24 protein-coding genes and 1 riboswitch are annotated in these 26,524 nt (G+C 69.2%); of the genes, 5 read left to right on the top strand and 19 right to left on the bottom strand.

Features of this window, described 5'->3' with window-relative positions; all coding sequences use genetic code 11:
- Positions 1 to 94 precede the first annotated feature (94 nt).
- Positions 95 to 766 carry a hypothetical protein gene (locus ACH01S_RS35440; RefSeq protein WP_067902473.1) on the bottom strand — a complete coding sequence of 224 codons (672 nt, stop codon included), beginning with the start codon at positions 764 to 766 and terminating at the stop codon, positions 95 to 97.
- Positions 767 to 846: 80 nt separating this feature from the next.
- Positions 847 to 1,176, bottom strand: a complete 330-nt coding sequence (locus tag ACH01S_RS42910; protein WP_083981512.1) for a hypothetical protein — start codon at positions 1,174 to 1,176, stop codon at positions 847 to 849.
- On the opposite strand from ACH01S_RS42910, the gene ACH01S_RS42905 reads away from it, so the two are divergent.
- Positions 1,175 to 1,420: a hypothetical protein gene (locus tag ACH01S_RS42905; RefSeq protein WP_083981511.1), complete on the top strand. Its 246-nt coding sequence runs from the start codon at positions 1,175 to 1,177 to the stop codon at positions 1,418 to 1,420. The genes ACH01S_RS42910 and ACH01S_RS42905 overlap by 2 nt on opposite strands.
- Positions 1,421 to 1,533: 113 nt before the next feature.
- The gene (locus ACH01S_RS35430; protein WP_067902466.1) at positions 1,534 to 2,421 is read left to right on the top strand and encodes an HhH-GPD family protein; all 888 of its coding nucleotides are present in this window, start codon (positions 1,534 to 1,536) and stop codon (positions 2,419 to 2,421) included.
- A gap of 510 nt (positions 2,422 to 2,931) precedes the next feature.
- On the opposite strand, the gene ACH01S_RS42900 is transcribed toward ACH01S_RS35430, so the two are convergent.
- The gene (locus tag ACH01S_RS42900; protein ID WP_255220373.1) at positions 2,932 to 4,266 is read right to left on the bottom strand and encodes a serine/threonine-protein kinase; all 1,335 of its coding nucleotides are present in this window, start codon (positions 4,264 to 4,266) and stop codon (positions 2,932 to 2,934) included.
- A gap of 254 nt (positions 4,267 to 4,520) precedes the next feature.
- On the opposite strand from ACH01S_RS42900, the gene add reads away from it, so the two are divergent.
- Entirely contained in the window at positions 4,521 to 5,504 is a 984-nt protein-coding gene (add, locus tag ACH01S_RS35415) for an adenosine deaminase (protein WP_067902503.1), read from the top strand.
- A gap of 261 nt (positions 5,505 to 5,765) precedes the next feature.
- Here the strand turns inward: add and ACH01S_RS35410 are convergent, their stop codons facing one another.
- The 7 genes from ACH01S_RS35410 to ACH01S_RS35380 all read right to left on the bottom strand — a co-directional run bounded on the left by ACH01S_RS35410 (position 5,766) and on the right by ACH01S_RS35380 (position 13,732).
- On the bottom strand, positions 5,766 to 6,392 hold the full coding sequence (locus tag ACH01S_RS35410; RefSeq protein ID WP_083981509.1) for a hypothetical protein: 627 nt from the start codon (positions 6,390 to 6,392) through the stop codon (positions 5,766 to 5,768).
- A 232-nt stretch (positions 6,393 to 6,624) separates the two neighbouring features.
- Positions 6,625 to 7,026, bottom strand: a complete 402-nt coding sequence (locus ACH01S_RS35405; protein WP_067902458.1) for a VOC family protein — start codon at positions 7,024 to 7,026, stop codon at positions 6,625 to 6,627.
- A 110-nt stretch (positions 7,027 to 7,136) separates the two neighbouring features.
- Positions 7,137 to 9,671: an ATP-dependent Clp protease ATP-binding subunit gene (locus ACH01S_RS35400; RefSeq protein WP_067902456.1), complete on the bottom strand. Its 2,535-nt coding sequence runs from the start codon at positions 9,669 to 9,671 to the stop codon at positions 7,137 to 7,139.
- 621 nt (positions 9,672 to 10,292) lie between these two features.
- Positions 10,293 to 10,616, bottom strand: a complete 324-nt coding sequence (locus ACH01S_RS35395) for a histone-like nucleoid-structuring protein Lsr2 (protein WP_067902453.1) — start codon at positions 10,614 to 10,616, stop codon at positions 10,293 to 10,295.
- 1,075 nt (positions 10,617 to 11,691) lie between these two features.
- The gene (locus ACH01S_RS46355) at positions 11,692 to 12,366 is read right to left on the bottom strand and encodes an RDD family protein (RefSeq protein WP_067902450.1); all 675 of its coding nucleotides are present in this window, start codon (positions 12,364 to 12,366) and stop codon (positions 11,692 to 11,694) included.
- 6 nt (positions 12,367 to 12,372) lie between these two features.
- Positions 12,373 to 12,930, bottom strand: a complete 558-nt coding sequence (locus ACH01S_RS35385; protein ID WP_246236458.1) for an RDD family protein — start codon at positions 12,928 to 12,930, stop codon at positions 12,373 to 12,375.
- A gap of 280 nt (positions 12,931 to 13,210) precedes the next feature.
- Positions 13,211 to 13,732: an amino-acid N-acetyltransferase gene (locus ACH01S_RS35380; RefSeq protein WP_370671597.1), complete on the bottom strand. Its 522-nt coding sequence runs from the start codon at positions 13,730 to 13,732 to the stop codon at positions 13,211 to 13,213.
- 201 nt (positions 13,733 to 13,933) lie between these two features.
- Positions 13,934 to 14,132: riboswitch (cyclic di-AMP (ydaO/yuaA leader) on the top strand.
- Positions 14,133 to 14,187: 55 nt separating this feature from the next.
- Between ACH01S_RS35380 and ACH01S_RS35375 the strand changes: the two genes are divergently transcribed.
- Positions 14,188 to 15,198: a C40 family peptidase gene (locus tag ACH01S_RS35375; protein WP_083981508.1), complete on the top strand. Its 1,011-nt coding sequence runs from the start codon at positions 14,188 to 14,190 to the stop codon at positions 15,196 to 15,198.
- Positions 15,199 to 15,524: 326 nt separating this feature from the next.
- On the opposite strand, the gene ACH01S_RS35370 is transcribed toward ACH01S_RS35375, so the two are convergent.
- Positions 15,525 to 15,755, bottom strand: a complete 231-nt coding sequence (locus ACH01S_RS35370) for a transcriptional regulator (RefSeq protein ID WP_067902439.1) — start codon at positions 15,753 to 15,755, stop codon at positions 15,525 to 15,527.
- 491 nt (positions 15,756 to 16,246) lie between these two features.
- Between ACH01S_RS35370 and ACH01S_RS35365 the strand changes: the two genes are divergently transcribed.
- Entirely contained in the window at positions 16,247 to 17,269 is a 1,023-nt protein-coding gene (locus ACH01S_RS35365; RefSeq protein ID WP_067902434.1) for a LacI family DNA-binding transcriptional regulator, read from the top strand.
- A 280-nt stretch (positions 17,270 to 17,549) separates the two neighbouring features.
- Here the strand turns inward: ACH01S_RS35365 and lysX are convergent, their stop codons facing one another.
- From lysX to ACH01S_RS35325, 8 genes are all read right to left on the bottom strand, one after another.
- Positions 17,550 to 19,040 carry a bifunctional lysylphosphatidylglycerol synthetase/lysine--tRNA ligase LysX gene (gene lysX / locus ACH01S_RS35360; RefSeq protein WP_083981507.1) on the bottom strand — a complete coding sequence of 497 codons (1,491 nt, stop codon included), beginning with the start codon at positions 19,038 to 19,040 and terminating at the stop codon, positions 17,550 to 17,552.
- 110 nt (positions 19,041 to 19,150) lie between these two features.
- Positions 19,151 to 19,933, bottom strand: a complete 783-nt coding sequence (locus ACH01S_RS35355) for a type III pantothenate kinase (protein ID WP_067902430.1) — start codon at positions 19,931 to 19,933, stop codon at positions 19,151 to 19,153.
- Between the two features lie 14 nt (positions 19,934 to 19,947).
- Entirely contained in the window at positions 19,948 to 20,805 is an 858-nt protein-coding gene (gene nadC, locus ACH01S_RS35350) for a carboxylating nicotinate-nucleotide diphosphorylase (RefSeq protein WP_067902424.1), read from the bottom strand.
- Entirely contained in the window at positions 20,802 to 22,823 is a 2,022-nt protein-coding gene (locus ACH01S_RS46350) for an L-aspartate oxidase (RefSeq protein WP_246236460.1), read from the bottom strand. The genes nadC and ACH01S_RS46350 overlap by 4 nt, the downstream gene beginning before the upstream one ends.
- A gap of 227 nt (positions 22,824 to 23,050) precedes the next feature.
- Entirely contained in the window at positions 23,051 to 23,611 is a 561-nt protein-coding gene (locus tag ACH01S_RS35340; RefSeq protein ID WP_067902417.1) for a histidine phosphatase family protein, read from the bottom strand.
- Between the two features lie 19 nt (positions 23,612 to 23,630).
- Positions 23,631 to 24,047 (bottom strand): aspartate 1-decarboxylase, encoded by a 417-nt coding sequence (panD, locus tag ACH01S_RS35335; protein WP_067902412.1) that lies wholly within the window; start codon positions 24,045 to 24,047, stop codon positions 23,631 to 23,633.
- Positions 24,047 to 24,901 carry a pantoate--beta-alanine ligase gene (gene panC / locus ACH01S_RS35330; protein ID WP_067902409.1) on the bottom strand — a complete coding sequence of 285 codons (855 nt, stop codon included), beginning with the start codon at positions 24,899 to 24,901 and terminating at the stop codon, positions 24,047 to 24,049. Before panC ends, panD begins: the two co-directional genes overlap by 1 nt.
- 604 nt (positions 24,902 to 25,505) lie before the next feature.
- The gene (locus ACH01S_RS35325; protein ID WP_083981505.1) at positions 25,506 to 26,465 is read right to left on the bottom strand and encodes a Rossmann-like and DUF2520 domain-containing protein; all 960 of its coding nucleotides are present in this window, start codon (positions 26,463 to 26,465) and stop codon (positions 25,506 to 25,508) included.
- Positions 26,466 to 26,524: the final 59 nt, after the last annotated feature.

Raw genomic sequence — 26,524 nt, 5'->3', positions numbered from 1 at the left:
TCGCACAGCACGGCGCGGGGTGGCGCGGGGTGGGGGACGTTTGGCGCGAGGCGAGCGCGTAGTGGGGCTTGAGTTGCCGGCGTGGGGTGGGGGGCTATGCGTGGTGGGCTCTTGAGAACTTTCGCAGGCCGGGGATGGGCCAGCGTCTGGCGCGCCGGTCGGCCGTCCACGTCCACGGGCTCCGCAGGTCGAAGAACTCCGCGTCCCCCTCGTAGTGGGACATCTCGTCGTCCCGCCACGCCTTCAGCTCCGGCGGCATCTCCTTGCGCTCCCCCTCACGCGCCTCCTCCTCGGACGTGAAGTAGACCGCCACCGTGCACCCGCCGTCAGGGTGGACGCAGAACAGCCCGCCGATCGTGTCGGGACGGAACTCGCGCATGGCCCGTCCCTCCTCCTCGCTCCAGAACGGCCGCAGCGCCTCCCGGTCGCGGACCCTCGTCTGGATGATCTGCACGAACCCCGCCGTGTCGGAAGGCCCCTGCCCGAAGACCTCGACGTCCGCGCAGTCGTGGACGACGACGCCGTCCGCGAACAGCCGGGACGCCCCGTCCCACCACTGCTCCTGCTCCGGCCGCACCCCGTTCGCGCGGGCCGCCTCACCCGACTCGAACCGGACGAGCCCGACGAACATCCCGTCCTCGGTGACACCCGCCGTGCTTCCCAGCCATCCGCGCGCCCCGGGCGCGACCGTCTGGACCCAGTCCTCGCACGCGTCCCGCACGGCGGCCGGATCGGTCGTCCGTCCCTGGACGATCTGGACGAACATCACGCCTCCCCCCGAGCTCGGGCCTCGTCCGCAACCACGCTACCGACGACCACGCAAACAAAAAGCAATGCTCGTCGGGATCAGCGCAGGTAGAAGACCTGTTTCTTGGCTTTCTCGCCCTTGAGCGCGGCCACGTAGGTGCCCGGACGGGCAATGGCGCCGCCGCCGCCGCAGCCGCGTCGCCGGTTCCAGACGACGGTGTCGACGTAGGGGACGCCTCGCTTGACGGTCTTCTTGGACGTCCCGTCACGGCGGCATTCGGCGGACGACCAGATGCGGTCGTCACCGGACGTGACGCGGACGTCCAGCGACCTCGTGTCCAGCGTGCAGGAGCCGCCGCCCATGTTCACGACCGTGATCCGGAACTCAGGACTGGCCGTCCCCGCGTAGGTCGTCCGGGACGCCGTCATGCTGAACACCAGGTCACGGCCCCGGCACGTGCCCCCGGCGGCCGCCGTCGCCCGCGGAGTGGCCGTCGCGGTGACGGTGACCGTGGGCATCGCCGTCGGCGGGGCGGGCGTGCTCGACGAAGCCGCGGTGCCCGCGTCCCGCGCCGGAGTGTCGTCCCCCGAGGCGCCGGTGCAGGCCCAGGCGAGCAGCCCGGTCGCGCCGAGGACGGAGGCCAGCGCGACCGCGCGGCGCCGCCAGTACTGATCAGACCCGGAACCGTTCTCGTTACGTCCAGTATGTGCCCCCATACGGTCAGTATGCATTCAGCGATCCAGAAAGAGGGGACGACCCGCCGCGTGCCACAATGGCGGCTCGCCATGAACTCCACCGTCCTGAACTCCGCTTACACCGCGCCGATCCTCGACTGGTACGACGCCAATGCCCGGGATCTCCCCTGGCGGGCCCCGGACGCGACGCCCTGGGGCATCCTCGTCAGCGAGATCATGCTCCAGCAGACCCCGGTCGCCCGCGTCCTGCCCGTCTGGGACGCCTGGATGACCCGCTGGCCCGAGCCCGCCGCCCTCGCCGCCGAACCGTCCGGCGAGGCCGTCCGCGCCTGGGGACGCCTCGGCTACCCGCGCCGCGCGCTCCGCCTGCACGAGAGCGCTCGCGCGATCACCGAACGGCACGGCGGCGAGGTCCCCTCCTCGCACGAGGACCTCCTGGCCCTCCCCGGGATCGGCGCCTACACCGCCGCCGCCGTCGCGAGCTTCGCCTTCAAGCAGCGGCACGCCGTCCTGGACACCAACGTCCGCCGCGTCCTCGCCCGGCTCCTCTCCGGCGACGAATACCCGCCGAAGTCGCAGACGAAGGCCGAGGTCACGCTCGCCGAGAGCCTCCTCCCCATCGATCCCCCGACCGCCGCGCGCTGGGCGGTCGCCGCCATGGAACTGGGCGCCCTCGTCTGCACCGCCCGGACACCCCGCTGCGCCGACTGCCCGGTCCTCGAGCGATGCGCCTGGCAGCGCAACGGACGCCCCGCCTACACGGGACCGCCCCGCCGCGGCCAGACCTACGCGGGCACGGACCGCCAATGCCGAGGCCGAATCCTCGCCGTCCTCCGCGCCGCCGAGGGCCCCGTCCCCAAGCCCGCCATAGACGTGGTGTGGTCAAACCCCATCCAACGCGAACGAGCCCTAGACACCCTGATAGCCGACGGCCTGGTAACCCCCCTAGAAAACGCCCACTACACCCTCCCCACCTAACCAACCCCCACCAACCAAGCCCGCCGCTCCGCACGCGACGGGTCGAGCCCAACGAACTTGAACGCGACGCACAGAGTCCCGACGCGCTGGAACGCGACTGGTCGAGGCGCAACGCACTGGAACGCGACGGGCTAAGGCCCGACGCGCTGGAACGCGACGGGCGGGGACGCGCCAAGCTGAGGCCCGACGAGCGGGGGCGCGACAGCGGGGATGCGACGGGCGGGGGCGCGACAGGCTGAGGCCCGACGGGCGCGGACGCGACTAGTCGAGGCGCAACAGGCTGGACGCAACGGGCGCGGACGCGACTAGTCGAGGCGCAACAGGCTGGACGCAACGGGCGCGGACGCGACTAGTCGAGGCGCAACAGGCTGGACGCGACTGGTCGAGCCGCGGCAGGTCGAGCGCGGCTAGTTAAGGCGCGAATCGCTGAGGCGCCCTGGTCGGGCATGGCTGGCTGAGGCGCGGCTGGTCGAGGCGCGACTGGTCGGGCGCGGCTGGCTGAAGGCGTGGTCAGGGTTGGCGGCGGTTTCTGGCGCCGATGGCCAGGGAGACGCCGATGCCGAGGCCGATCACGCCCAGCAGGATCTCCGCTGTGGAGTTGCTCTCGTCACAGGCCGCGAGGCCCGGAGCCGTCGGTCGCCCCGCCTCAGCGGCGTTCGCTCTGGCCGCGAAGAGACTGCAGCCCCCTTGCGCTCCCTCCGCAGCCCCGATGACGAGCATGGCCAGGCTCGGCACGAGGACCACGATCGCGAGCAGGGAAAGGACGCGAAACTGCCATTCCCTCCCCTGAATCCCACCGGATCGCGGACGCTGCGCCACAGGCGACCCCGCCACCCCCCGAGCCTTTTGCGGATTATTCCCAGGGACGGGTTTCTGTGGACGAGCAGGAGGGAAATTCCGTGGCCCCACCTGAACAGGATTCGGCGAGCCCACATCGGCAACTCTCCCGAGAACCGCAGGCGCGGGACTCCCGAGGCCGGAACCCCCAGGAACGGCATCGGCTGAATTCCGCAGCGGCGCGGACGGCAGCACCGAAACTTGCTGGTCGATCATGGTCTGAACCGGAGCCGGAAGCCAGGAACCGCCCAACATCGGCGGAGCGAGCTCCTGCAAAAGCTGCGCGGGCGTCGGCCGCTCCGCCGGACTTTTCGCCAAGCATCGCCCAATGATTTCACCGAGTCCATGCTCCAACCCGGCGAGGCTGGGCTCCTGGTGGACAATGCGATAGCTCAATGCCGGCTGCGGCCCCTCACCGAAAGGCCGCACTCCAGCGGCGTGGGCCAGGACCAGACCGAAGGCGAAGATGTCGGCCGCTGGTGTCAGCGATTCACCGGTGAGTATTTCGGGCGACATGAAGCCAGGGGTGCCCGCCATCGCGGTCGCCTGGGATGCGTCCGTGGCACGGGCGATACCGAAGTCGATCACGCGCGGCCCGTCAGCGCCGAGAAGGATGTTGGACGGTTTAAGGTCCCGGTGAATGAGTCCGGCTTCGTGGATGGCCTCCAGCGCCTCGGCGATACCGGCGCCCAGAACGCGCAACGTGGCATCCGGAAATGGACCATGTTCGGCGAGAGCCCGCTCCAGCGACGGGCCCGGAATGAATGCCGTGACCATCCACGGTGGATCGGCTGCGGGATCGGCATCGACGACTCCGGCGGTATGCAGCCCGTTGACCTTTCGGGCCGCCTCGATCTCCGACTGGAATCGGCGCCGGAATTCCGGGTTCGCAGCGTGGACCTGGTGAATGAGTTTGACCGCCACCGGCCGTCCGCCGGGTGTCAGACCGAAGAATACTTCGCCCATCCCACCCGCGCCGAGCCTGCCCGACAAACGGTATCGTCCCACTTGACCTGGATCGCTCGGCCGTAGCGACTCCACCCGGCACCCGCCTTCATTTCCATCCGCTGAAGCCAGAAGATCCTATCGGACAAAGCACCTCATCCCACAGATCCACCTCTTGATCAATTCGCGCCGGCACAACGACCGGAAAAGGCCAGACTCACCCACCCGCCGAACCTTGCGCGGCGTGCGGCAGGCCGTCTCCCCGCTCGACGAAAAATCGGAGGCACCAGGACCGAACCGGTCGGTACGGTGCCGTGGTGCGTAGTCTGCTGAACCTGCCCAAGGCCCATCTTCACGTCCATCTGGAGAGCACCGTCCGGCGGGCCACGCTCCGTGAAATCGGTGCGGCGAACGGAGTCCAGGTCCCCGGAGACACGGGCGCGTTCGGCAGTTTCGCCGCCTTCTTCGCGCAGAACGACCTCGTCCGGGCGTGCCTGCAGCGGCCCGCCGACTTCCGGCGGATCGCCTACGAGTTCTGCGAGGACGAGACCGCGCAAGGCACCCGCTACGCCGAAGTCTCCTTCACGGCCGCCGCACACGGCGAAAGGCTCGGCGACCTCGCCATGCCCCTGAACGCCGTCCTGGAAGGACTTGAGGCGGGACGGGAGGCGTTCGGGATCGAATGCCGTCTCATCCTCGACCACTCCCGGCGCCGCTCCGTGGAGCGCGCCTGGCGCACACTCGACCTCGCGCGCCGTCACGACGCCGTGGTCGCCGTCGGGCTGGCAGGCGACGAGTCCCACCCCGGCGACCCGTTCACCGACGTCTTCGCCGCCGCCCGCGACGAGGGCCTCCACGTCGTCCACCACGCGGGCGAGGGCGAGGGCCCGGCCAGCATCCGCCAAGCACTCGGCCCGGGCCGCACGGAGCGTCTGGGCCACGGCATCCGCGTCCTGGACGACCCGGATCTCGTCGCCGAGGTCCGCGAACGCAAAATCCCCCTTGAGGTATGCCCCTCGTCCAACGTCGCCCTGGGCTTCGCGTCGACCCTAGAAGATCACCCCCTCCCCCAACTCCTGGACGCGGGCCTCATCGTGACCCTGAACACCGACATCCCCGCCTTGATCGACACCCCCCTTGCCACCGAATACGCCCGCGTCCGCGAAGCCTTCGGCTATGACGACCACACCCTCGCCGCCCTGGCCCGCGCCGGGGTGGACGCGTCCTTCGCCCCCACCTCCACCAAGGCCCACCTCCACCAGGCCCTCGACACCTGGCTCACCACCCCAGAACCCCCATAGCCCCCGCCCCCTCCAGCTCCCGCACGTCCCCGAACCAGACCACCCCGGCCCCTTCAGGTCTCAGACGCCCCTCTGAACCAAACCGCCCCCGCTCCCTCAGGCCTTGTGCGGCACCCCGGAGTTGAACCGTCCCGCCCCTTCGGGTCTCGCCCTGAGCCAGATCGGAGCGGGAATTGTGGCGGCCGCCGAGGATCGCCGTGCCGGTGTCAGTTCGGTCGCTGCCAGCGGCCATGCCACGGCCGGGAGGGGTGAAGCGGGGGCTTAGGGAGGGTGGATGCGGACCAGGGGGCCGGTGCGGATTTCGCGGAGGAATGGGTCGGTGTCGTCCTCCCACTGGGAGGCGGTGCGGACGACCGGATGCACCGGAAGGCCGAGACGTGCGGCGGCCTCCTGGGCGGTGTCGAACGCGACATCCGGAGCGAGGTCGCCGATGACCAGGACCTCCACGTCGGTCGGCTGGTCACCGGGGACGTGCTCGTACCGCTCGGCCCAGGCGCCGAACAGATGGACCTCCCGGACGGACGGCAGCCGCCCGAACTCCTCCGCCACCACCGCCGCAGGGCCGAACGTCAGCATCAGCAGATGGGCGAGCGGCTCGTACAGGGGGCTTTCCACGTTCCGCCGGACCAGCCGTCCGGCCAAGGTGCGCCGCAGGACGAGGATCCCCGCCCGGGCCTGACGATCCACCTCGCGCATGACACTCCCCAGGTCGGTGCGGAGCATCACGGCGAGGTCGAGCATCGCCAGCTCGCGCACCGGGCCGAGCAGCAGGCGCGCTAACAACTCGCCCTGCAGCCGCGACCGGAAGATCGGCAACTGCGCGGGCGCCCGCGCCCGGACGTCACGCAGAAAAGCCTCCGCGACGTACCCCTCCGCGACATGAGCCACCCCGCCCCGTCCTTCCTCACCACGCCCGCCCCGCGCCGCCACCACGCCGCTCCCCCTCACTCATCATCGCCGTCGAGCCCGGCACTCTCGATCATATGTTCGAATCCTATGCCCCGCCTCCGACAATCCGAGAGCGTCCCCGGCCCCGCCTCGAAGATCAGCGGTTCGTTGGTTCCAGCGTCGAGCACCCGTCCCGCGAAGAGAAGTGGAACGTCGGTCTGTGGATAACCGGCTACGGCTCCAACGGAGCCTCCGGCTCCGGCAGGAAGAGGCAGAACGGGTGTCCCACCGGGTCCAGATACACACGGACCTCGTCGTCGGGCTGCCAGTCGGCCAGGACCGCACCCATGGCCTCAGCGTGCGCGCCCGCCCTGTCCAGATCCTCCACCTCGAAGTCCAGGTGGGCTTGGATCTGCTGCTCGCCCGCGACCGCAGGCCAGGTCGGGGCGGCGTGGATCGGCTCCGTCTGGAACGACAGGCCCGTGCCCCCGCTCGGCGGACGCAGCTTCACCCAGTCAGATTCGTCCTGGACGACCTTCCAGCCCAGGAGGCGCTGGTAGAAGTCCGCCAGGGCGTGCGGGTCGGGAGCGTCCAGCACAGGGGCGGACAGGGTCATGCGTGGTGCGTCGTTCATCCGTGGCTCCTGCGAATCGTCCGGCCCTCCCTGTGCCCTCACAGGCGCCGCGCACGCATGCGGAAGGGCCCGCATCGGACGAATCCGATGCGGGCCCCTCTGGACGAAGCTCAGTCCTTGTTGAAGTTGACCGCGCCCTCGATGGGCGGCGGGCTGTCGGGAACCGTGTCCGGCTTGGGCACGCCCTTGAACGTGAACTTGGCGTTCTCGGCCGAGTCCTTGTTCTCGGGGTCGAAGCCCTCCGTGCCCACGATCACGATCTGGCCCGGCTTGAGCTCGTTGTACAGGATCTTCTCGGACAGGTTGTCCTCGATCTCCCGCTGGATCGTGCGGCGCAGCGGCCGCGCGCCGAGCACCGGGTCGTAGCCGCGCAGCGCCAGCAGGTCCTTGGCCTCCTGCCGCAGCTCGATGCCCATGTCGCGGTCGCGGAGCCGCTCGTCCACCTTGGCGATCATCAGATCCACGATCTGGATGATCTCCTTCGGGGTGAGCTGGTGGAACACGACCGTGTCGTCGACGCGGTTCAGGAACTCGGGACGGAAGTGCTGCTTGAGCTCCTCCGACACCTTCGCCTTCATCCGCTCGTACGAGCCCTGCTCGTCGTTCTGCCGGGCGAACCCCATGGAGACGCCCTTGGAGATGTCCTTGGACCCCAGGTTCGTCGTCATGATGATGACGGTGTTCTTGAAGTCCACGACGCGGCCCTGGGCGTCGGTGAGGCGGCCGTCCTCCAGGATCTGCAACAGGCTGTTGAAGATGTCCTGGTGCGCCTTCTCGATCTCGTCGAACAGGACCACCGAGAACGGCTTGCGCCGCACCTTCTCGGTGAGCTGGCCGCCCTCCTCGTACCCGACGTAGCCGGGCGGGGAGCCGAACAGCCGCGAGACGGTGTGCTTCTCCATGAACTCGGACATGTCGAGCTGGATCAGCGCGTCCTCGTCGCCGAACAGGAACTCCGCCAGCGTCTTGGACAGCTCGGTCTTACCGACACCGGACGGGCCGGCGAAGATGAACGAGCCGCCGGGGCGCTTCGGGTCCTTCAGACCGGCGCGGGTACGCCGGATCGACTGGGACAGCGCCTTGATGGCGTCCTCCTGGCCGATGACCCGCTTGTGGAGCTCGTCCTCCATGCGGAGCAGCCGCGTGGACTCCTCCTCGGTCAGCTTGAAGACCGGGATGCCGGTGGCGGTGGCGAGGACCTCGGCGATCAGCTCGTCGGTGACCTCGGCGACGACGTCCATGTCGCCGGCCTTCCACTCCTTCTCCCGCTGCGCCTTCTGGCCGAGGAGCTGCTTCTCGGAGTCGCGCAGCGCGGCGGCCTTCTCGAAGTCCTGCGCGTCGATCGCGGACTCCTTGTCGCGCCGGACGTCGGCGATCTTCTCGTCGTACTCGCGCAGGTCCGGCGGCGCGGTCATGCGGCGGATCCGCATCCGCGAGCCCGCCTCGTCGATCAGGTCGATCGCCTTGTCGGGCAGGAACCGGTCGGAGATGTAGCGATCGGCGAGCTGCGCCGCCGCGACCAGCGCGCTGTCGGTGATCGACACGCGGTGGTGCGCCTCGTAGCGGTCCCGCAGGCCCTTGAGGATCTCGATCGTGTGCGACAGCGACGGCTCGGCGACCTGGATCGGCTGGAAGCGGCGCTCCAGCGCGGCGTCCTTCTCCAGGTACTTGCGGTACTCGTCGAGGGTCGTCGCGCCGATCGTCTGGAGCTCGCCCCTGGCCAGCATGGGCTTGAGGATGGACGCGGCGTCGATCGCGCCCTCGGCGGCGCCCGCACCGACCAGCGTGTGCAGCTCGTCGATGAACAGGATGATGTCGCCGCGGGTGCGGATCTCCTTGAGGACCTTCTTCAGGCGCTCCTCGAAATCACCGCGGTACCGGGAGCCGGCGACCAGCGCGCCCAGGTCGAGGGTGTAAAGCTGCTTGTCCTTGAGCGTCTCGGGCACCTCGCCCTTGACGATCTTCTGTGCCAGGCCCTCCACCACGGCGGTCTTGCCGACGCCGGGCTCGCCGATCAGCACAGGGTTGTTCTTGGTGCGGCGGGACAGCACCTGCATGACCCGCTCGATCTCTTTACCACGGCCGATGACCGGGTCGAGCTTGCCCTCACGGGCGGCCTGGGTCAGGTTGCGGCCGAACTGGTCGAGCACCAGCGAGGTGGAGGGAGCGGACTCGGACGGGCCGCCGGAGGCGGCCGGCTCCTTGCCCTGGTAACCGTGCAGCAACTGGATGACCTGCTGGCGCACCCTGTTCAAATCGGCGCCGAGCTTCACAAGCACCTGAGCGGCAACACCCTCGCCCTCACGGATCAACCCAAGGAGGATGTGCTCGGTGCCGATGTAGTTGTGGCCGAGCTGCAACGCCTCACGCAGCGACAGCTCAAGGACCTTCTTGGCACGCGGAGTGAACGGGATGTGGCCGGACGGCGCCTGCTGGCCCTGGCCAATGATCTCTTCGACCTGCTGGCGCACCGCCTCAAGACTGATCCCCAGGCTCTCCAGAGCCTTGGCAGCCACACCCTCACCCTCGTGGATCAGACCCAGGAGGATGTGCTCGGTGCCGATGTAGTTGTGGTTGAGCATCCTGGCCTCTTCCTGAGCCAGGACGACAACCCGCCGCGCGCGGTCGGTGAACCTCTCGAACATCTCGTCGCTCCTCACAGAGCGGTTGGGCAGAGTCCGGAACGTCCGGCACTGTCCTTCCGCATGCTAGCCCGCCCCGAGGAGGCCGCCCGGTGCACTCCCACCAGGAGACGTTCCCCAGCTAAGCGCTGTTCAGTCTCATCCAACTACCGCATCGGTGCGTCATGTTCCCGCTACGCCCCAAGCGAACGGGCGCTTTCCGCAGGTGGGCCAGGGCGAGAGCCAGAAGTGCCGATTGGGGGTGGAGTTGCGCCCGCTCGGCCTCACTACCGCGTCGCGCGGGCGCGTAAACCGATCTTTCTCTACGCCACAAGCGAACGCCCGTCCGCGATCCGCGGCGAACGGTCCAAGCGAAGCCCGGGCGGTCCATACCGGCGGTGGGACGGAGCTCGCGAACCATGAACGCTCCGCGAACGGTCGCCGCGTTGCGACGAATGACCCCGGCGGGCCGGTGAATGACGCCCGCGAACTCCAATGCGGCCTCGCTCGAACGGCCCGGCCCCCAACGGCAAACGGCGTCCCGTGCGCCATCCGACCGGTGATCGCAAACGGCGGCGCGGCGGCCATCCGCAAACGGCGAGCGGCCCGTCCCGCGAACGGGACGGGCCGCCGGTGGCCCAGCCGTCAGTTGGCCGCCTCGTACTGTTCGATCACATGGGCCGGGATCCGGCCGCGCTCATTGACCTTGATGCCATTGTTCTTGGCCCAGGCGCGGATCTCGGCGCTGCGCTCGCGGGAGGACGCGCCGCGCTGCCGGCGGCGACGCGTGGCCGTCCCCGCCTTCCGCGACTTCTCCACGAACGGCTTTAGAGAATCCCGCAGCTTCGTCGCGTTGGCGCCACTCAGGTCGATCTCGTAGGAGGCGCCGTCGATCGAGAACGCTACGGTCTCGTCCGCCTCGCCACCGTCGAGGTCGTCGACGAGAAGCACCTGAACCTTCTGTGCCATGGGGACAGACCCTTTCGGCTTGAGCAAACTGCATTCGGTTGCCAAAGATATACCGCAGAGTCGGTCGATGACAATTCCATCGTCCGGTCTAGTACCGGCACTCTGGACGAAGTCCCTTCCACGGTGACCGCCAGTAATCGGGTTCATCGTTTCCGGCATGTCCGGAGGGCATGCGGAGGGCGCGCCGCACGGCGCCTGAATTTCTCCGCCGTGCCGTGGACCACGGCGCGATATCACCGTGACCGGAGTCACGGCGTCCCACGCTGACCTGGGCGGGCGCGCACGCATTGACCCGCGTTTGGGGACGGCCTGGGCTTTCTCCCGGACGGGCCGCCGGGAAGTTAACGTACGACCGTCCGACGAAAAGGTCCGCGGGCGACCTTAACAGGGCGGACGCCCCGGCGCCCCCGACCGGGATTAACTCCGGGGCAACGGAACAAACCGCAGGCCGGGACAGGAATGCGCCCGGCGGCCCGGGACAAGCGGGGGACGCGCGGGCCGATCAACGCCGCCACCGGGGGATGTGGACGGATAACCGCCGGTCGGGCGATGCCGAAATCTCTTGCCGCCGCGTCGGGGGCGGAAGTCGGCGGGGTGCGGGCCCGCCGGGAAGCCGCCGGTAGTCGACCATCCCGAAATCGGGAGATTGCGCCACAATCCCACCGCGCGTCCCACTTCTTCAACCCGGTCCGAGCGGGATGTGTGAACGGTACACGGTTCAACCGAGCCCGGCGTCATGTGGCGCGAAAGGTAGCGTTCCAAGCGAGACCGCGTCCCGTCCGAACTGAGTCGGCCGCGCTATGCGGCGGGGCCGGACGGACGCAAGTGCAACGTCTATGAAGCGCGTCCCAAACCGGAGGGCCCATCCGGGACGTGACAGATCCCTTGGCGATTCGGGGCCGTAACCTGAGCGAGCTGGCATTCGGCGCGGCAACGCGCCGCGTCCGAAACAGAGCGGCCATCTCCGGCGAAAGCCGGGGCCCGCTCGGCGCGCCCTCTCGGGCCCCGCGAACCGGCCCCGGCACGGCGGTGGGACCGTTCTCGGTGAGCGCGGCCGAGGGGCCCGGAGAGGATCTCAGAAGGCCGTTGAATCGCTCGGCGCGCTTTTTACCACCAGCGTCCCGGTGAGCCTGTCGTGGACGGCCTGGCGCCGCGTCCCCTCGTACAGCGCGCCCGCGTTCGCGACCCAGAAGACGCCGCCGAGTAGGCCGAGAACGGGAATCGGGCGGGCCGCGATCGGCAGCGAATAGATCGCCGCGCGGAGAACGGCGCGGACGGCATCGGGGCGAGCTCCGTCGCCGATGGGCACGCTTTCCGGCTTCTCCACCGCCGACTCACCCTCGGACGCGGTATCGAACTCGGCACCAGCCTCCGCGGCCGTCTCCATGGGTACCGCCCCATCGCCCCCTGCGGACGCGCCCGCGGGCGTCTCCATGGCCACGGGACGGTCCACCGACACGGCGGCCTCGCCTGCATCGCCCCTAGGCGTCCTCCCGTAGACGGAAGGGCCCGCTGGGTCGATGACGACTTCTATACCGGCGAGGCGCTTGCCGATGGTCCGCCCCCAGAGGGCGAGCTGGATCGCCTCGTAGAGGAGCATGCATCCCGCCACAGCGGGCGGGGCGACGACGTCCACGGTGTGTCCGGACACCAGTTCCCGGACGACGATGATGACGGGCAGGCCAACGACGAGCGTGTCGACGATGCGCGCCAGGAGACGCTGCCCCGGTTCGGCGAGCGGTGCCTCCATGGGGCCCTATTCCGTGTACTCGTCGTACTCGTCGTATCCGGCCCGCTCGTCGATGACGAGCGTGCCGGCGAAGCGGTCGTGGAGGGACTGGTGCAAGGGCTGGTCCCAGATCGCCCACAGGTAGGCCATCAGCGCACCCGCCCAGACGAGCAGCATCCCGTAGGCGGCGTAGTCCCACACCATCACCGCAACGACGAGGAAGAAGAAGACACCGAGCTGATAGCCCACGTGCACGATCCCAGCGCGCCAGACGGCCTGGGTCGTGGTCAGTGGCTGCCCACCAGGGGACTGGACGATCCCGATCCCCATCACACGCTTCCCCAGCGTCCGCCCCGACATCGAGAGCTGGATGGCCTCATAAAGGAACGGCAGCACCGACAGGACACAGAAGAGGGTGAAGATGATGGGCCAGTTCCACACACCCCCGTCGTCCTCGGTCTTGCTGCCCGGCTTGCCCAAGCCGAACGCACCGATCGTGACGGGGAGGACGAGGGCGAACCCGAAGACCGCCACAAGGGCGTTGTCGATGACGCGGGCGCCCGCGCGCCTCAGGATCGGGGCCAAAGCCAGGTCGTCCCCATAGGAGCCGCCCCCGTACTGGTCATGGGGCGCACCGTACGACTCGTCGTATGAAGGCTGCTGCCCCCAACCCTGTTGTTGGGGCTGAGAGGGCTGTTGCCATTGCTGCTGGGGCTGAGGGGGTTGCTGCCATTGCTGCTGAGGTTGCCGCTGTTGCCGAGGCTGTTGCCCTTGAGGACCTTGGTACGGAGGCGGGGGGCCATAGGACCCCTGCCCCTGTGGGGGGTGGTACGGCCCGCCACGGTCGCGGGAATCGCTCATCGGGTCAGTCCTCCAGGCGAAGCAACATCCGGGTGTTGCCCAACGTATTGGGCTTGACCCGATCGAGGTCCAAGAACTCCGCAACGCCCTCGTCGTAGGAGCGGAGAAGCTCCTCGTACACCTCTGGGGACACCGGGGTCCCCAGAAGTTTCTCGAAACCGTGGCGGGCGAAGAACTCCACCTCGAAGGTAAGACAGAACAGCCTCCGCACGCCCAGTTCCCGTGCCGTCTCCAGAAGACGGGTGACGATTCTGTGGCCGATGCCGCGTCCGCCATAGCCTTCGTCGACAGCGACCGAGCGAACCTCGGCGAGGTCCTCCCACATGACGTGCAGGGCCCCGCAGCCGACCACCCGTCCCGGCGTGCCGCCCTGGACGTCCTCCGCCACCCAGAACTCCTGGACGTCCTCGTAGAGCTTCACGGTGGACTTCTTCAGCATGCGCCGTCCCGAACCGGCGTACAGCTCGACCAGCCTGCGTATCTCCTGGACATCGGCGGTACGGGCACGCCGGATAACGACCTCCACAATCAGGCGAGATTATCGAATGCGGGCAGTTCACCGGCCTTCCGCACGCGCTTCGCGCGCTGCCCGCGTGCGTCCGCCCGGCGCGAGCACACCGGACTCCGTCGCGAAACGGCGTCGCGACCTGCGATTTCGCGGGTTCTGGTTGGCATCCGAAGCGTGTTCCGTTAGTGTCCTTCGCTGATGTCGGCCGATCGCTGGACGAAGGCCGAACCGCCGAGTCCCCGGGCCGCAACCAGCGCCCCGAGGAGCCGGGGACCCACTTCCGGAGTGTTCGGGGGAGCACCCTCGGCCCGTAAGGGGTGAATCCGCAGCCACGTGGATCTATCCGCGTGTGCGCGCGGACGGGCTGCTCCGGCCCTAACCCGTCAGCTAACTCGGTAGGCGGACGAGGAGAGGAGATCTCAGTGGAGCCGTCGCGCCCTGCTTCCTTTCAACGATCTGCGCGTTCCCGTTCCGTGACGCCTCCCGGCGCCGCGTCGGCGCCGCCGCGACCCGCGGGCCGGTTCCGCGGACGGGCGGCCGTGCTGGCCGGTGCGCTGGTCGCCCTCTCGGTGGCCCCGCACGCGATCAGCCCGCACACGATCGCCGTCGCCCACGCCGACCCCGAGCCGTCCACCAAGGAGCTCCGGGCCAAGGCGCTCAAGCTCGCCGACGACCTGGAGCGGCTCACCGAGCAGTACAACGGGCTCAAGGTGAAGCTGGCCCAGTCGCAGCGGGCCGCCAAGGTCGCCACGGAGAACGCGGAGCGGCAGGAGAAGTCGCTCCAGGGCATCCGGGAGAAGGTCGGCGCACTCGCCGCCACCAGCTACATGCAGGGCGGCTCCGACCCCGCCGTCTCGTTCGTCGCCTCCCAGGACCCGCAGGCCGTCCTCGACCAGGCCGCCACCCTGAACTACTTCGCCAAGCAGGACAGCACGAAGGTGCTCGGCCTGATGCAGGCGATGCAGGCCGCCCAGCGCGCGCGCAAGTCCGCCGAGACGCGCGCCCAGCAGGTGAAGCAACTGCGGACGGAACTCGACGCCCAGCGCAAGAAGGTCACCGGCACTTACGAGAAGGTGCGCGGAAAGCTCGTCGACCGGGACCCGACCCAGCTCGCCAGCCTCCCCGTCATCGGTACCGGGAAGGCCGCCCAGGCGCTGCGCTACGCGATGGGCAAGATAGGCCGCCCGTACGTGTGGGGCGCCGCGGGCCCGTCGTCCTTCGACTGCTCCGGACTCACCATGTGGGCCTACAAGCAGGTCGGCATCAACCTGCCGCACTACACCGGCAGCCAGTGGAACGCGGGCACCCATGTGTCGCGCAGTGAACTGCAGCCGGGCGACCTCGTCTTCTTCTACTCCGACCTCCACCACATGGGGATTTACGTCGGAGGCGGCAAGATGCTGCACGCGCCGCACACCGGCGACGTCGTGAAAATCGCCTCGATGTCAGGACGCCCCTTCGCGGGCGGCGTCCGAGTGGCCTGACCCGTCTCCGGCTCTGAGGACCACACGTCGCTCGTGCGTTTTCGCGTAGACGAATCGACATGCACCCAAGTGGCCCTGTGGTGAGTCCGCATGCCTGTCGGGGAAGGCATGCCTTTCAAGGAAGGCATGCCCGCAAGGGCAGGATGGGCACGCCTGTGAACTCCGCGGGCGGGCTTTTGAACACCGTCCGCGGCGACGCCTCCTGCAGGGACCTACCTGTCAGGACATCGACGCCGCCGCTGCGGGGTCGGACGGGATTCGTCTGTGCTCGCCGCCTTGGTTCGTGCCGACGCCCGCCGTCCCCTGGCGGGCGTCATGGGCCGCCGCTAGATGAGCTGCCTCCGGGCCGCCCACACAACGGCCTCGATAGGGGTGTTGACCTCCAGGCGGTCGCAGATCGTCCGCAACCGGCGCCGCAAGGTCCGTGCGCTCAGTTCAAGCTTGCGTGCCGCCACATCGGCGGTGACACCGCTGGCGATCTGGGCGAGCAGCCGGATCTCCTCCTCGCTCAGCCCGAAATCGTCGGTGCCACGACGTGCGAGTGTGGCCTGTTCCACTCCGTCCTCCCTCGTCCGTGGTGATGACCGCGGGGATGCAGCCGTCCGCTGCACAGGCACGGGTTGGTCTCGATCTCTGTACGCGCGTTGGGTTGCCGGGTCCGGAGCCCTCCGGACTTAGATCATCGGGTTCCTTGTCTGTCTCGCGCGCTTGGCCGGAGGTGGCCGCATGGCCGATTGCGGGCTCGTTCGGGGGAACTCCGGGTGACGATTCACTCGTTGGTCGTCTGAGGGAGACGGGATGAGATCGCCAGCCATCCGCACCCGTCCTTTCTCGTCGGACTCGCCTGATCTCGCCGCGGACGAAGATCATGAATCGTTTCAAGCTACGCTTCGGCTCGGAACGCTAGGCGGCCGGATCCGGCCCGTCAAGCGCTGGTTCAGTGCAATGTGTGCGCGAATCGTCACTATGCGTGGTCACGCGATCGTCCGCACGCTATGCAAAACTCCACTACCTGGGAAAACACGCCCTGGACGGGACGAGGAGCGAGTTGCCGCAGACCAGTATTCGTGAAGTCGCGAGGCGAGCTGGAGTCTCAGTTGGGACCGTTTCGAATGTCCTAAACCGGCCAGACCTCGTGGCCGAAGCTACCCGTGACCGTGTTCGCGCCGCGATCGAGGAGCTCGGATTCGTCCGGAACGAGTCCGCCCGCCGGCTCCGGCGACGCCCCGAACACACCGCCGGCGAGTTCGGCGACCAACCGCGCCGTGCGTTCGGCGTCGTCGTCGAGGACCTCACCAACCCGTACGCGACGGATGTCGCCCGGGGGGCCGAGGCCGCGTTGAACGCCGCGGGCCACGACGCCCTGTGGCTGTCGAGCGACCACTCCGCCGCCAAGGAGCGGCGCTCGGTGACGCTGCTGGAGGAGCAGAACGCGGCGGGGGTGCTGATCATCCCCGTCGGGCTCGGCGCCCGCGACATCTCCCGGCTGCGCGCCGCCGGGATGACCGTGGTGCTGATCGACCGCGACGCCGCCGAGGTCTGCTCGGCCCAGGTCGACCACGTCGCGGGCGGTGAGATCGCGGCCGCGCACCTGCTCGGCATCGGCCGCGAGCGGATCGCGTTCGTGACCGGCGTCCCGGAGCCGCAGCCCTGCGTCGAACGCCGCGACGGCGCGGCCCGGACGATCGTCGAGGCCGGTTTCGGCAAGCCCGCGACCCTCGTGCAGGACGCGCTGAGCCCCACCGAGGGCCAGGCCGCCGCGCACGAGGTCCTGGCGATGTCACCGCGTCCGGACGGCGTGTTCTGCGCCAACGACCTGCTCGCCATCGGGCTGATCAACGAGCTGATCCGGGTCGGCGCGCGGGTCCCCGAGGACATCGCGGTCATCGGCTACGACGACATCGAGCTGGCGGCGAGCGCCGCCGTCCCGCTCACCACGATCCGCCAGCCCCGGCGGGAGCTCGGCTGGGAGGCCGCCGAACTCGCGCTGGCCGAGTTGGGGGAAGGGAAGTCGCACCAACACCGACAGGTGGTCCTCAGACCCGATCTCGTCATCCGCGAAAGCGCCTGACCCTCCGGCACGGCCCCGCTCCCCCGCACCCGTGCGGCTCAGCTCCCCGTTCACGCTCCCCACGGCGCTCTGGACGCCGTTTCACCCCGCCGACGCACTTCGAACCACGGCCGTCGCCTTAGCGGCTCCTGCGCCCGTTGTGGGCGGCGCAGGGGGTTCCGGCGACGGCGACGGCTTGCTCGCCCTCGGCCGTGTTGCGGGCACGCCAGAGCCCACCGGGGCCGGGGCGAGTCGGCGTTCGGGGCGTCGTCTTACCGCGCGGTTCGCGGGACGTCCGCCGTCACTCGGGCTTGACCAGCGGGAACAGGATCGTCTCGCGGATCCCCTTGCCGGTGAACGCCATGATCATCCGGTCGATCCCGGCGCCCATCCCGCCCGTCGGCGGCATCGCGTACTCCAGGGCGCGCAGGAAATCCTCGTCCAGTTGCATGGCCTCGGGGTCGCCTCCCGCGGCGAGCAGTGACTGCTCGGTGAGTCGGCGGCGCTGCTCGATCGGGTCGACGAGTTCCGAGTAGGCGGTGCCGAGTTCCGTCCCGAACCCGATGAGGTCCCATTTCTCGGTGAGAAGGGGCTCGTCACGGTGCTGACGGGTCAGCGGCGACGTCTCGACCGGGTAATCCATGACGAACGTGGGCTGGACGAGGGTGTGCTCCACCAGTTCCTCGAAGAGTTCCTGGACGAGCTTGCCCTGACCCCACTTCGGGTCCCAGGAGATGTCGCGGGCGTCGGCGAGCTTACGGACGTCCTCGATCGGCGTGTGCGGGGTCACCTCTTCGCCGAGCGCCTCCGACACGGCCCCGTACAGGGTGATCCGCGGCCACCGGGCAAGACCGAGGTCGATCTCGACACCGTCATGGACGACCACGGTCGTACCGAGAGCGGCCACGACCGCGTTCTGGTACATCCGCTGGGTGAGGTCGGCCATGTCGTTGTAGTCGAGATACGTCCCGTAGGCCTCCAGCATGGTGAACTCGGGGTTGTGCGTGGAGTCCGCACCCTCGTTCCTGAAGTTGCGGTTGATTTCGAAGACCTTCTCGATGCCGCCCACGACGAGCCGCTTCAAATACAGCTCGATCGCGATGCGCAGGTAGAGGTCCATGTCGTAGGCGTTGATGTGCGTCTGGAAAGGACGCGCCGCAGCACCGCCGTGGATCGGCTGGAGCATCGGCGTCTCGACCTCCAGGTAGCCCTCGTCGTGCCAGAAATCGCGCACGGCACGGACGGTCGCGCTACGCAGCCGCGCCATTTTCCGGGCTTCGTCGTTCACGATGAGGTCGACGTAACGCTGCCGGACCCTCGCCTCGGGGTCGGTCAGCCCGGCGTGCTTCTCCGGCAGGGGGCGCAGGCACTTCGACGTGATGGCGAACCGGTCGGCCATGATGGACAGCTCGCCGCGGCGGGACGTGATGACCTCGCCTTCGACCCCGACGTGGTCGCCCAGGTCGACCTCCCGCTTCCAGAAGTCGAGCTGCTCCTGCCCCACCTTGGCCAGGGAAAGCATGATCTGGATGTCGCCGGAGCCGTCCCGGACCGTGGCGAAGCACAGCTTGCCCGTGTTGCGGATCAGCATGACGCGGCCGGTGACGCCGACCTTCTCGCCCGTCTCGGTGCCCGGCTCCAGGTCCGGGTGTTTCGCGCGGACGTCGGCGATCGTCGCCGTCCGCGGAAAGGTCACCGGGTAGGGGTCGATCCCGCTCGCACGGAGCCGGTCGAGCTTCTCCCGGCGCACGCGCATCTGCTCCGGAAGCTCGTCGAAGGTCTCGTCACTCACGTCCCAAAGGCTATCCAGCCCGCCGAGCGCGCCGCGAACCCGTTGTTCCGCGCCCGGCCTATGGCGCTTGGTGGTTTTCTGTCACTGCGTGCTGGGGACGCGTTCCGGTTTCAGGGCGTGTTGCGCTCGTAGATCAGGCGGAGACCGATGAGGGTCAGCCACGGCTCGAACTCGTCGATGCTGCGCGACTCCTCCAGGACGAGCGGCGCGAGCCCACCGGTGGCGATCACCGTGACCTCGGCCGGGTCCGACGCCAGTTCCTCGGACATCCGCTCGACGATTCCGTCGACCTGTCCCGCGAAACCGAAGATGATCCCGGACTGCAACGCCTCGACGGTGTTCTTCGCGATGACGCTCCGGGGCCGGACCAGCTCGATCTTGTGAAGCTGGGCACCGCGCGACGACAGCGCGTCGATCGATATCTCTATTCCGGGCGCGATCGCACCGCCCACATACTCGCCCCTGGCGGAGACGGCATCGAACGTGGTCGCCGTACCGAAGTCGACCACGATCGCTGGCCCGCCATGGGTGTGGACGGCGGCGAGCGCGTTCACGATACGGTCGGCGCCGACTTCCTTGGGGTTGTCCATGCGGACGGGCACGCCCGTCTTCACCCCTGGTTCAACGATGACCGCGGAGACGTCGCCGTAGTAGCGGCGGCACATCTCCCGCATCTCATGCAGGACGGACGGGACGGTCGAGCACAGCGCGATGCCGCTGATGTCGGTGTCGGCCAGCAACGGACTCTGCTGGACGAGCCCCTGCAGGACCACGGCGATCTCGTCGGCCGTGCGCCGCGGATCGGTGTTGATCCTCCAGTGCTCGATCACCTCGTCCCCTTCGAACAGCCCGAGGACGGTGTTGGTGTTGCCGACGTCGATGGTGAGCAGCATCAGGTCCCCGCTGATCAGGTGAAGTCAAGGCCGATGTCGAACACGCGCGCCGAGTGCGTCAGCGCGCCGACTGCAAGGTAGTCCACCCCGGTCACGGCGACGTCTCGGGCCCGCTCCAGATTAAGCCCACCGCTGGCCTCCAGTTCGGCCCGCCCTGCGACCAGTCGCACTGCCTCGACCATCTCGTCGTCGGTCATGTTGTCGAGCAGGATGCTCTTCGCACCCACCGCGACGGCCTCCTCCACCTGCGCAACGGTGTCGCATTCCACCTGGATGTGCAGGGACGGGTACACGGCGCGGATGGCCTCGTACGCCTTAGTGACGCTTCCGGCCGCCGCGACGTGGTTGTCCTTGATGAGGGCGGCGTCGTTGAGGCCCATTCTGTGGTTAACCCCACCGCCGCACTGGACGGCGTACTTCTGCAGGGCGCGGAGCCCGGGCAGGGTCTTGCGTGTGTCCCGGACCTTGGCTTTCGTGCCGGACATCGCGTCCATCCACTGCCGCGTCGCCGTCGCGATCCCGGACAGGTGAGTGAGCAGGTTCAGAGCCGTCCTCTCCGCGCGCAGGAGGGCGCGGGTGGGGCCGCTGACCGAAATGAGCACCTGCCCTGGGGCGACCCGGTCTCCGTCTTGCACTTTCGTCTCGTAGGCGACGTCGAGCACGTCGAACACGACGCAAGCGACGGGGATCCCAGCGACGACGCCGTGCTCACGGGCCCTGAGATCGCCCGCCGCCGTGTCGTCGGGCCCGAAGATCGGCATGCTCGTGACGTCGACCTCGCCGTCCTCGGCGAGCGCCGCGCGGACGAGGTTATCCACATGTTGTGGATCGAGCCCGGCGTCGGCGAGCGTTTGCGAGAGTTCAGGTGTCATGAACGCTTTCCTTCCAGAGGTTCGTAGGCGGTGGTCAGGGCGTTCCCTACCAGCCGCGTCACCAGATGCCCACGCCACGCGCCGTCCGCGCGCTCGGGGAAGTCCTCCCGCCAGTGGCTGCCCCGGGTCTCCTCCCGCCGCCGCGCCGCCGCCACGATCGCGGACGCGACGGTGTACAGGTTGGTGACCTCCCACGCCCCGACCCCGGGCTCCGCCTGACCGCGTTTCAGCGCGCCCAGCTCCCGGGCCGCGATCTCCAACCCGTCCGCCCCACGCAACACCCCGACATAGGAGGTCATGATCCGCTGAATCTCCCCCCGCATCCCAGCATCGACCAACCCCCCAACGAACTCACCCCCACCAACCGTCACCCCGTCCGCCCCCACCCGCGCACGCACCCCCCGCACGGGCACCTCCGGGACCGACGCCTCTCCCACAAGCGCCTCCCGCACCGGCACCTCCTGCACGGACACCTCCGGCGCGAGCGCCTCCTGCACGGGCACCTCCGGGAACGGCACCTCTCCCACAAGCGCCTCCCGCACCGGCATCTCCTGCACGGGCACCTCCTGCACCGGCGCCTCCTGCGTGGGCACCCCCTGAGTGGGCACCTCCTGCGCGGGTGCGTCACGGACCGGCACGTCTTGGCCCGGCGCCTCCTGCACAGGCGCCCCCCGCAGCGGCACCTCCCGCACGGGCACGTCCCGCACGGGCACCTCCCGGACCGGCGCGTCCTGGACCGGCGCCTCTTGCACGGGCGTTTCGTCGGGGGGCGGGGGGAGTTCATGTTGGAGGGCGGCGGCGATGCGGTTGGCGAAGACCAGGCCCTCTAGGAGGGAGTTGGAGGCCAGCCGGTTCGCGCCGTGGACACCTGTGCAGGCGACCTCGCCGCAGGCGTAGAGGCCGGGGACCGACGTCCGACCGTACAGATCCGTGCGGACACCACCGCTCGCGTAATGCGCGGCGGGAACGATGGGGATCGGCTCGCTCATGGGGTCGATGCCGTGATGGCGGCAGGCGGCCAGGATGGTCGGGAATCGGTTCTCCCACATCGCCGCGCCCAGGTGGCGGCCGTCCAGGAACATGTGGGACGCGCCGGTCTCGTGCATCCGGGTCATGATCCCTTTGGCGACGACGTCCCGTGGGGCGAGTTCGGCGAGGTCGTGGCGTCCGAGCATGAAGCGCTCACCGGCGTGGTCGATCAGGTGGGCGCCCTCTCCCCGGACGGCCTCGGAGATCAGCGGCTGCTGCCCGGTCGCGCCCTCGCCGAGCCACAGCACGGTCGGATGGAACTGGACGAACTCCAGATCGGCGACCTCGGCTCCGGCCCGCAGCGCGAGCGCGACGCCGTCGCCTGTGGAGACCTCGGGGTTCGTGGTCGCGGAGAACACCTGGCCGAGGCCGCCGGTCGCGAGCACGACGGCGCGGGCCCGGACGGCGCCGACGCCGCCCGGCTGCCCTTCGCCCATCACGTGCAGCGTGATCCCGGCCGCACGTCCGGCGGCGTCCTTCACCAGGTCGAGGACGAGCGCGTGCTCGATGACCTCGACATCGGAGTCCTTGAGAGCAGCGACCAGGGCACGACTGACCTCTGCCCCGGTGGCGTCCCCGCCCGCGTGGGCGATACGGCGCCGGTGGTGTCCGCCCTCGCGGGTCAAGGCGATCTCGCCGTCGTTGGAACGGTCGAATGCCGTGCCGAGTTCGATGAGCCCGCGCACGGCGTCCGGTCCTTCGGTGACGAGTGCCCGGACGGCGTCCTCGTCACAGAGCCCGACCCCCGCGGTGAGGGTGTCGGCCAGGTGCTCTTCGGGCGTGTCGTCCGGGGCGAGCGCCGCGGCGATCCCGCCCTGCGCCCAGCGCGTCGACCCCGCGTCGAGGAGAGCCTTGGTCACCAGCAGCACCCGCCCATGCGACCGGCAGCGCAACGCGGCCACCAGCCCGGCGATGCCGGAACCGATGACGACCACGTCGGCATCCGTGGTCCAACCGGGCTCGGGGGCATTGAGAACGGAAGGGATCATGAACCCTCCTCGGGATCGATTCTCGTCATTATGACCCTAACTCCATCCAACTCCACCCCCCGCCCCCCATTTCCCCGCAACACCCCCGCCCAGCGCCCCCCAACGACGACCACGCCCCCTCCACCCCGCACCAGCCCCCATCCACACCCGACGCACCGCAGCCAACGTCCGGCCGCCGCAGGCATCACCCACGCGCAGGCGTCCGCCCACAGCAGGGAGCGTGAGCTTCAGGCGGTGGGGGCTGGCCAGTTCTTGGGGAGGGTGTAGTGCCAACCTTCCTGCCAGTTGAAAGGCGCGTCGACCAGGGTCTCGATGGAGGCGCCTGTCAGGAGGCAGTCAAAGGCCCATTTATTTGCCGAGTGGGAAATGACCAGGACGCGCTGGCCGTCCCAAGCGGCGGAGAGGTCCCGCAGGAAGTCGCCGGTGGCCTGAATCACCTGGCGATAGCTCTGCCCGCCCGGATAGGGCGTGTCGATACGGCGCGCGCGCTCGGCGGCCACGACGCCGACCGGGGCGCCGTTCAGCTCGCCGTAGTCGCATTCACGCAGACGCGATTCCTGGTAAATGGCCGGTGTAGCGTCAGGGAAGGCGATCTGAGCAGTCTCGACGGCTCGCTGCAGATCAGAAACAAAAACGGCTGCCAGACCAGTGTTGCGGCGGCGGACGCCCAGCTCCGCGGCCAGACGGCGCCCCTCCGCGGAGAGTCTTCCAGGCAGCCAGCCTGTCGCGATCCCGTTTTCGTTGTCTTCGGTCAGCGAATGCGTCTCAAAGGTGATCTCGACTGCCACTCAGAACACTCCGCGTGCGCTAGTCGTGGACCAAGTCACCTCGGGTCGTACGCGTGCCGGGGACGGGTTCGGCCGGGTCGGAACCCAATGAGATGATCTTGTTGGACCGGTCGACATGGACGACGGCCGGGACGAATTCACGAGCCTCGGCGTCCGTCATCTGAGCATAGCTAATGATGATCACCAGGTCCCCCGGCTGGACCAGGCGGGCGGCGGCCCCATTGATACCGATCACACCGGTGCCGCGCTCACCGGCGATCAAATAGGTCTCCAGACGAGCGCCATTGTCGATGTCCACCACCGAGACCTGCTCGCCGGGCAGCAGGTCGGCGGCGTCCATGAGGTCCTGGTCGATGGTGAGGGAGCCGACGTAGTGAAGGTCCGCCTGGGTCACGGTGGCGCGGTGGATCTTCGACTTGAACATCGTCCGGAACATCAGTGCTCCTTGCCGAGCTGGAGGTGAACGTTGTCGATGAGGTGGGTGGCGCCGACGCGGCCCGCGACGGCGAGGACGGCCGGGCCGTCGCCCGTGGTCGCGGTGAAGGTCGAGGGGTCGACGAGCACGAGATAGTCCAGGTCGAGCGGAGGGTCGGCGGCCTTGGCCCGGTCGAGGACGGCGCTCGCCGCGGCGATCACCGCGCCCGGGCCTTCGGCGGCCGCGTCCGCACCCGCGTGCAAGGCGCGGGAGAGGGCGAGGGCCGTGCGCCTCTCGTCGGCGGACAGGTAGCGGTTGCGGCTCGACAGCGCCAGCCCGTCCGGCTCGCGGACGGTCGGTCCGGCGGCGATCGCGACGGGCACGTTCAGGTCGGCGACCATCCGGCGGATCATGGCGAGCTGCTGCGCGTCCTTCTCACCGAAGATCGCCACGTCCGGCCGGACGAGGTTGAGCAGCTTCAGGACGACGGTGAGCATCCCGTCGAAATGTCCTGGACGGGCGGCGCCTTCCACGACCTCCCCCATCGGCCCCGATTTGATCGTGACCTGCGGTTCGTCCGGATACATGACGTCGCGGGACGGCGCGAAGACGAGATCCACGCCCTCGGCGGCGCACATCTCGACGTCGGCGGGAAACGTGCGCGGATATCGGTCGAAGTCCTCGCCAGGGCCGAACTGGAGCGGGTTGACGAAAATGCTCACCGCCACGGCGTCCGCGCTCTTCCGCGCCTGCCGGATCAGGGAACGATGCCCCTCGTGCAGGGCGCCCATGGTCGGGACGAGCGCCAACGTCCCCGCGACCTGCGAGCGAACGTCCGCGAGCTCGTCCCGCGTCCGCGCGATAACCGGCGTCACGTCATTTCCTCCCTCTCACGAAATGCATCCGAACCCACCACGACCAATTCGTCCGCCCACCAATCCACCCGCGCCCGACAGCGAGCACCCCCAGCGCAACCACCGCCGAACCCGACCACCAACCGCCTCGGCGGGAACGCTTGCCCCAGCCCGCCCGCAGAGGAACACCACCCAGCCGAGCCACCCGCCACGACGTGGTCCGCTCTCGCCCAAGCCACCGAGCAAGCAGATTCCGCACCCGAAAGCGGTCGCAATGTGATCGCCCAGCGGAGAGAGCAGACCTACCGCAGTCAGATCGCCCGCCACCACACGGGGCCACCCACGCGCGCCTATCAGCCGACTTCGCCCATGAACGCCCACCAGACGAAATCGTCCACAGTCGCCCACAGGATGACTTCATCCACGGGCGCTCGCCAGACGGGTCCGCCCACAGGCGGCCCCCAGACGGGCTCGCACATGGGCAACCACCGGATGGCTTCGCCCGCGAGCGCTCATCGGACGGGGTGGTGCTTGATCGTTCGGCTGAGCGAGGCCGATGCCGAATCATGTCGGGAGCCCAGCGAGGGGGCGCCGGAGCAGTTGGAGGGGGCACGTTCGGGTCCGGTCAGTCGGCCAGGGCTTCGAGGAGGCGTTCGGCGTCCTCGGGCTTGAGCATTCCGGCGGCGAGGGCGCGGTCGGCGGTGAGGCGGGCCAGGGCGACGTAAGCGCGGCGGCTCTCCGGTGACACCCGGGACAGTTCGGCGACGTGGTCGGAGACGGTTCCGGCGTCGCCGCGGGCGACCGGGCCGGTGAGACCGTTGATGCCCAGGCGCAGGCCGTTGTCGAGGGCGGCGCCGAGCAGCGGGCCGAGCATCCGGCCGGGCTCGGCCACGCCCGCGGCGTGCAGCAGGTCCATCGCCTCGACGACCAGGGTGACGAGGTGGTTCGCGCCTCCGGCGAGCGCCGCGTGGTAGAGCGGGCGGCGTTCCTCGGTGATCCACACCAGTTCGCCGCCCATCTCGACGACGAGCGCCTCCGCGACCGGGCGCAGCGGATCCGGCGACGTGACGCCGAACGAGATGCCGGTGAGGCGGTTCACGTCGTCGGGACGTCCGGTGAACGTCATGACCGGGTGGAGGGCGAGCGGCAGGGCTCCGGCGCGGGTGAGCGGGTCCAGGACGGCGGCCCCGTACCGTCCGCTGGTGTGCATGACCAGCTTGCCGGTCACCGGGACGCCCGCCGAGACGAGTCCGGACGCGAGTTCGGGCAGTTCGTCGTCCGGGACGGTCAGCAGCACCAGGTCGGCGGCGGTGACGACCTCGGGCGGCGGTGCGATCGCCGCGCCGGGGAGGCGTTCCTCGACGCGGGTCCGGGACCGCTCGGACACGGCGGTCGCGGCGACGACGCGGTGCCCCGCGAGGGACAGCGCCGCGCCGAGGGCGGTGCCCACCCGGCCCGCGCCGACGACGCCGACCGCGAGGCGCGCGGGCCTGTCCTCGGGGGTCTCCGGCCCGGGGCCCGGTGCGTCCCAGGGGGCGCCCGACCCGTTTCCGGGCGTGGCGGAGGACGGCGTGACAGGGTCCATCGGTTCGTTCCAGTCCTCAGGTAGGTACCGGACGTGCGCGAACCAGAGTACCCGCGGGC

It is taken from the genome of Actinomadura chibensis NBRC 106107, assembly GCF_001552135.1.
In the GTDB taxonomy this organism is placed as follows: domain Bacteria; phylum Actinomycetota; class Actinomycetes; order Streptosporangiales; family Streptosporangiaceae; genus Spirillospora; species Spirillospora chibensis.
This window is presented reverse-complemented; position numbering and strand designations above follow the sequence as displayed.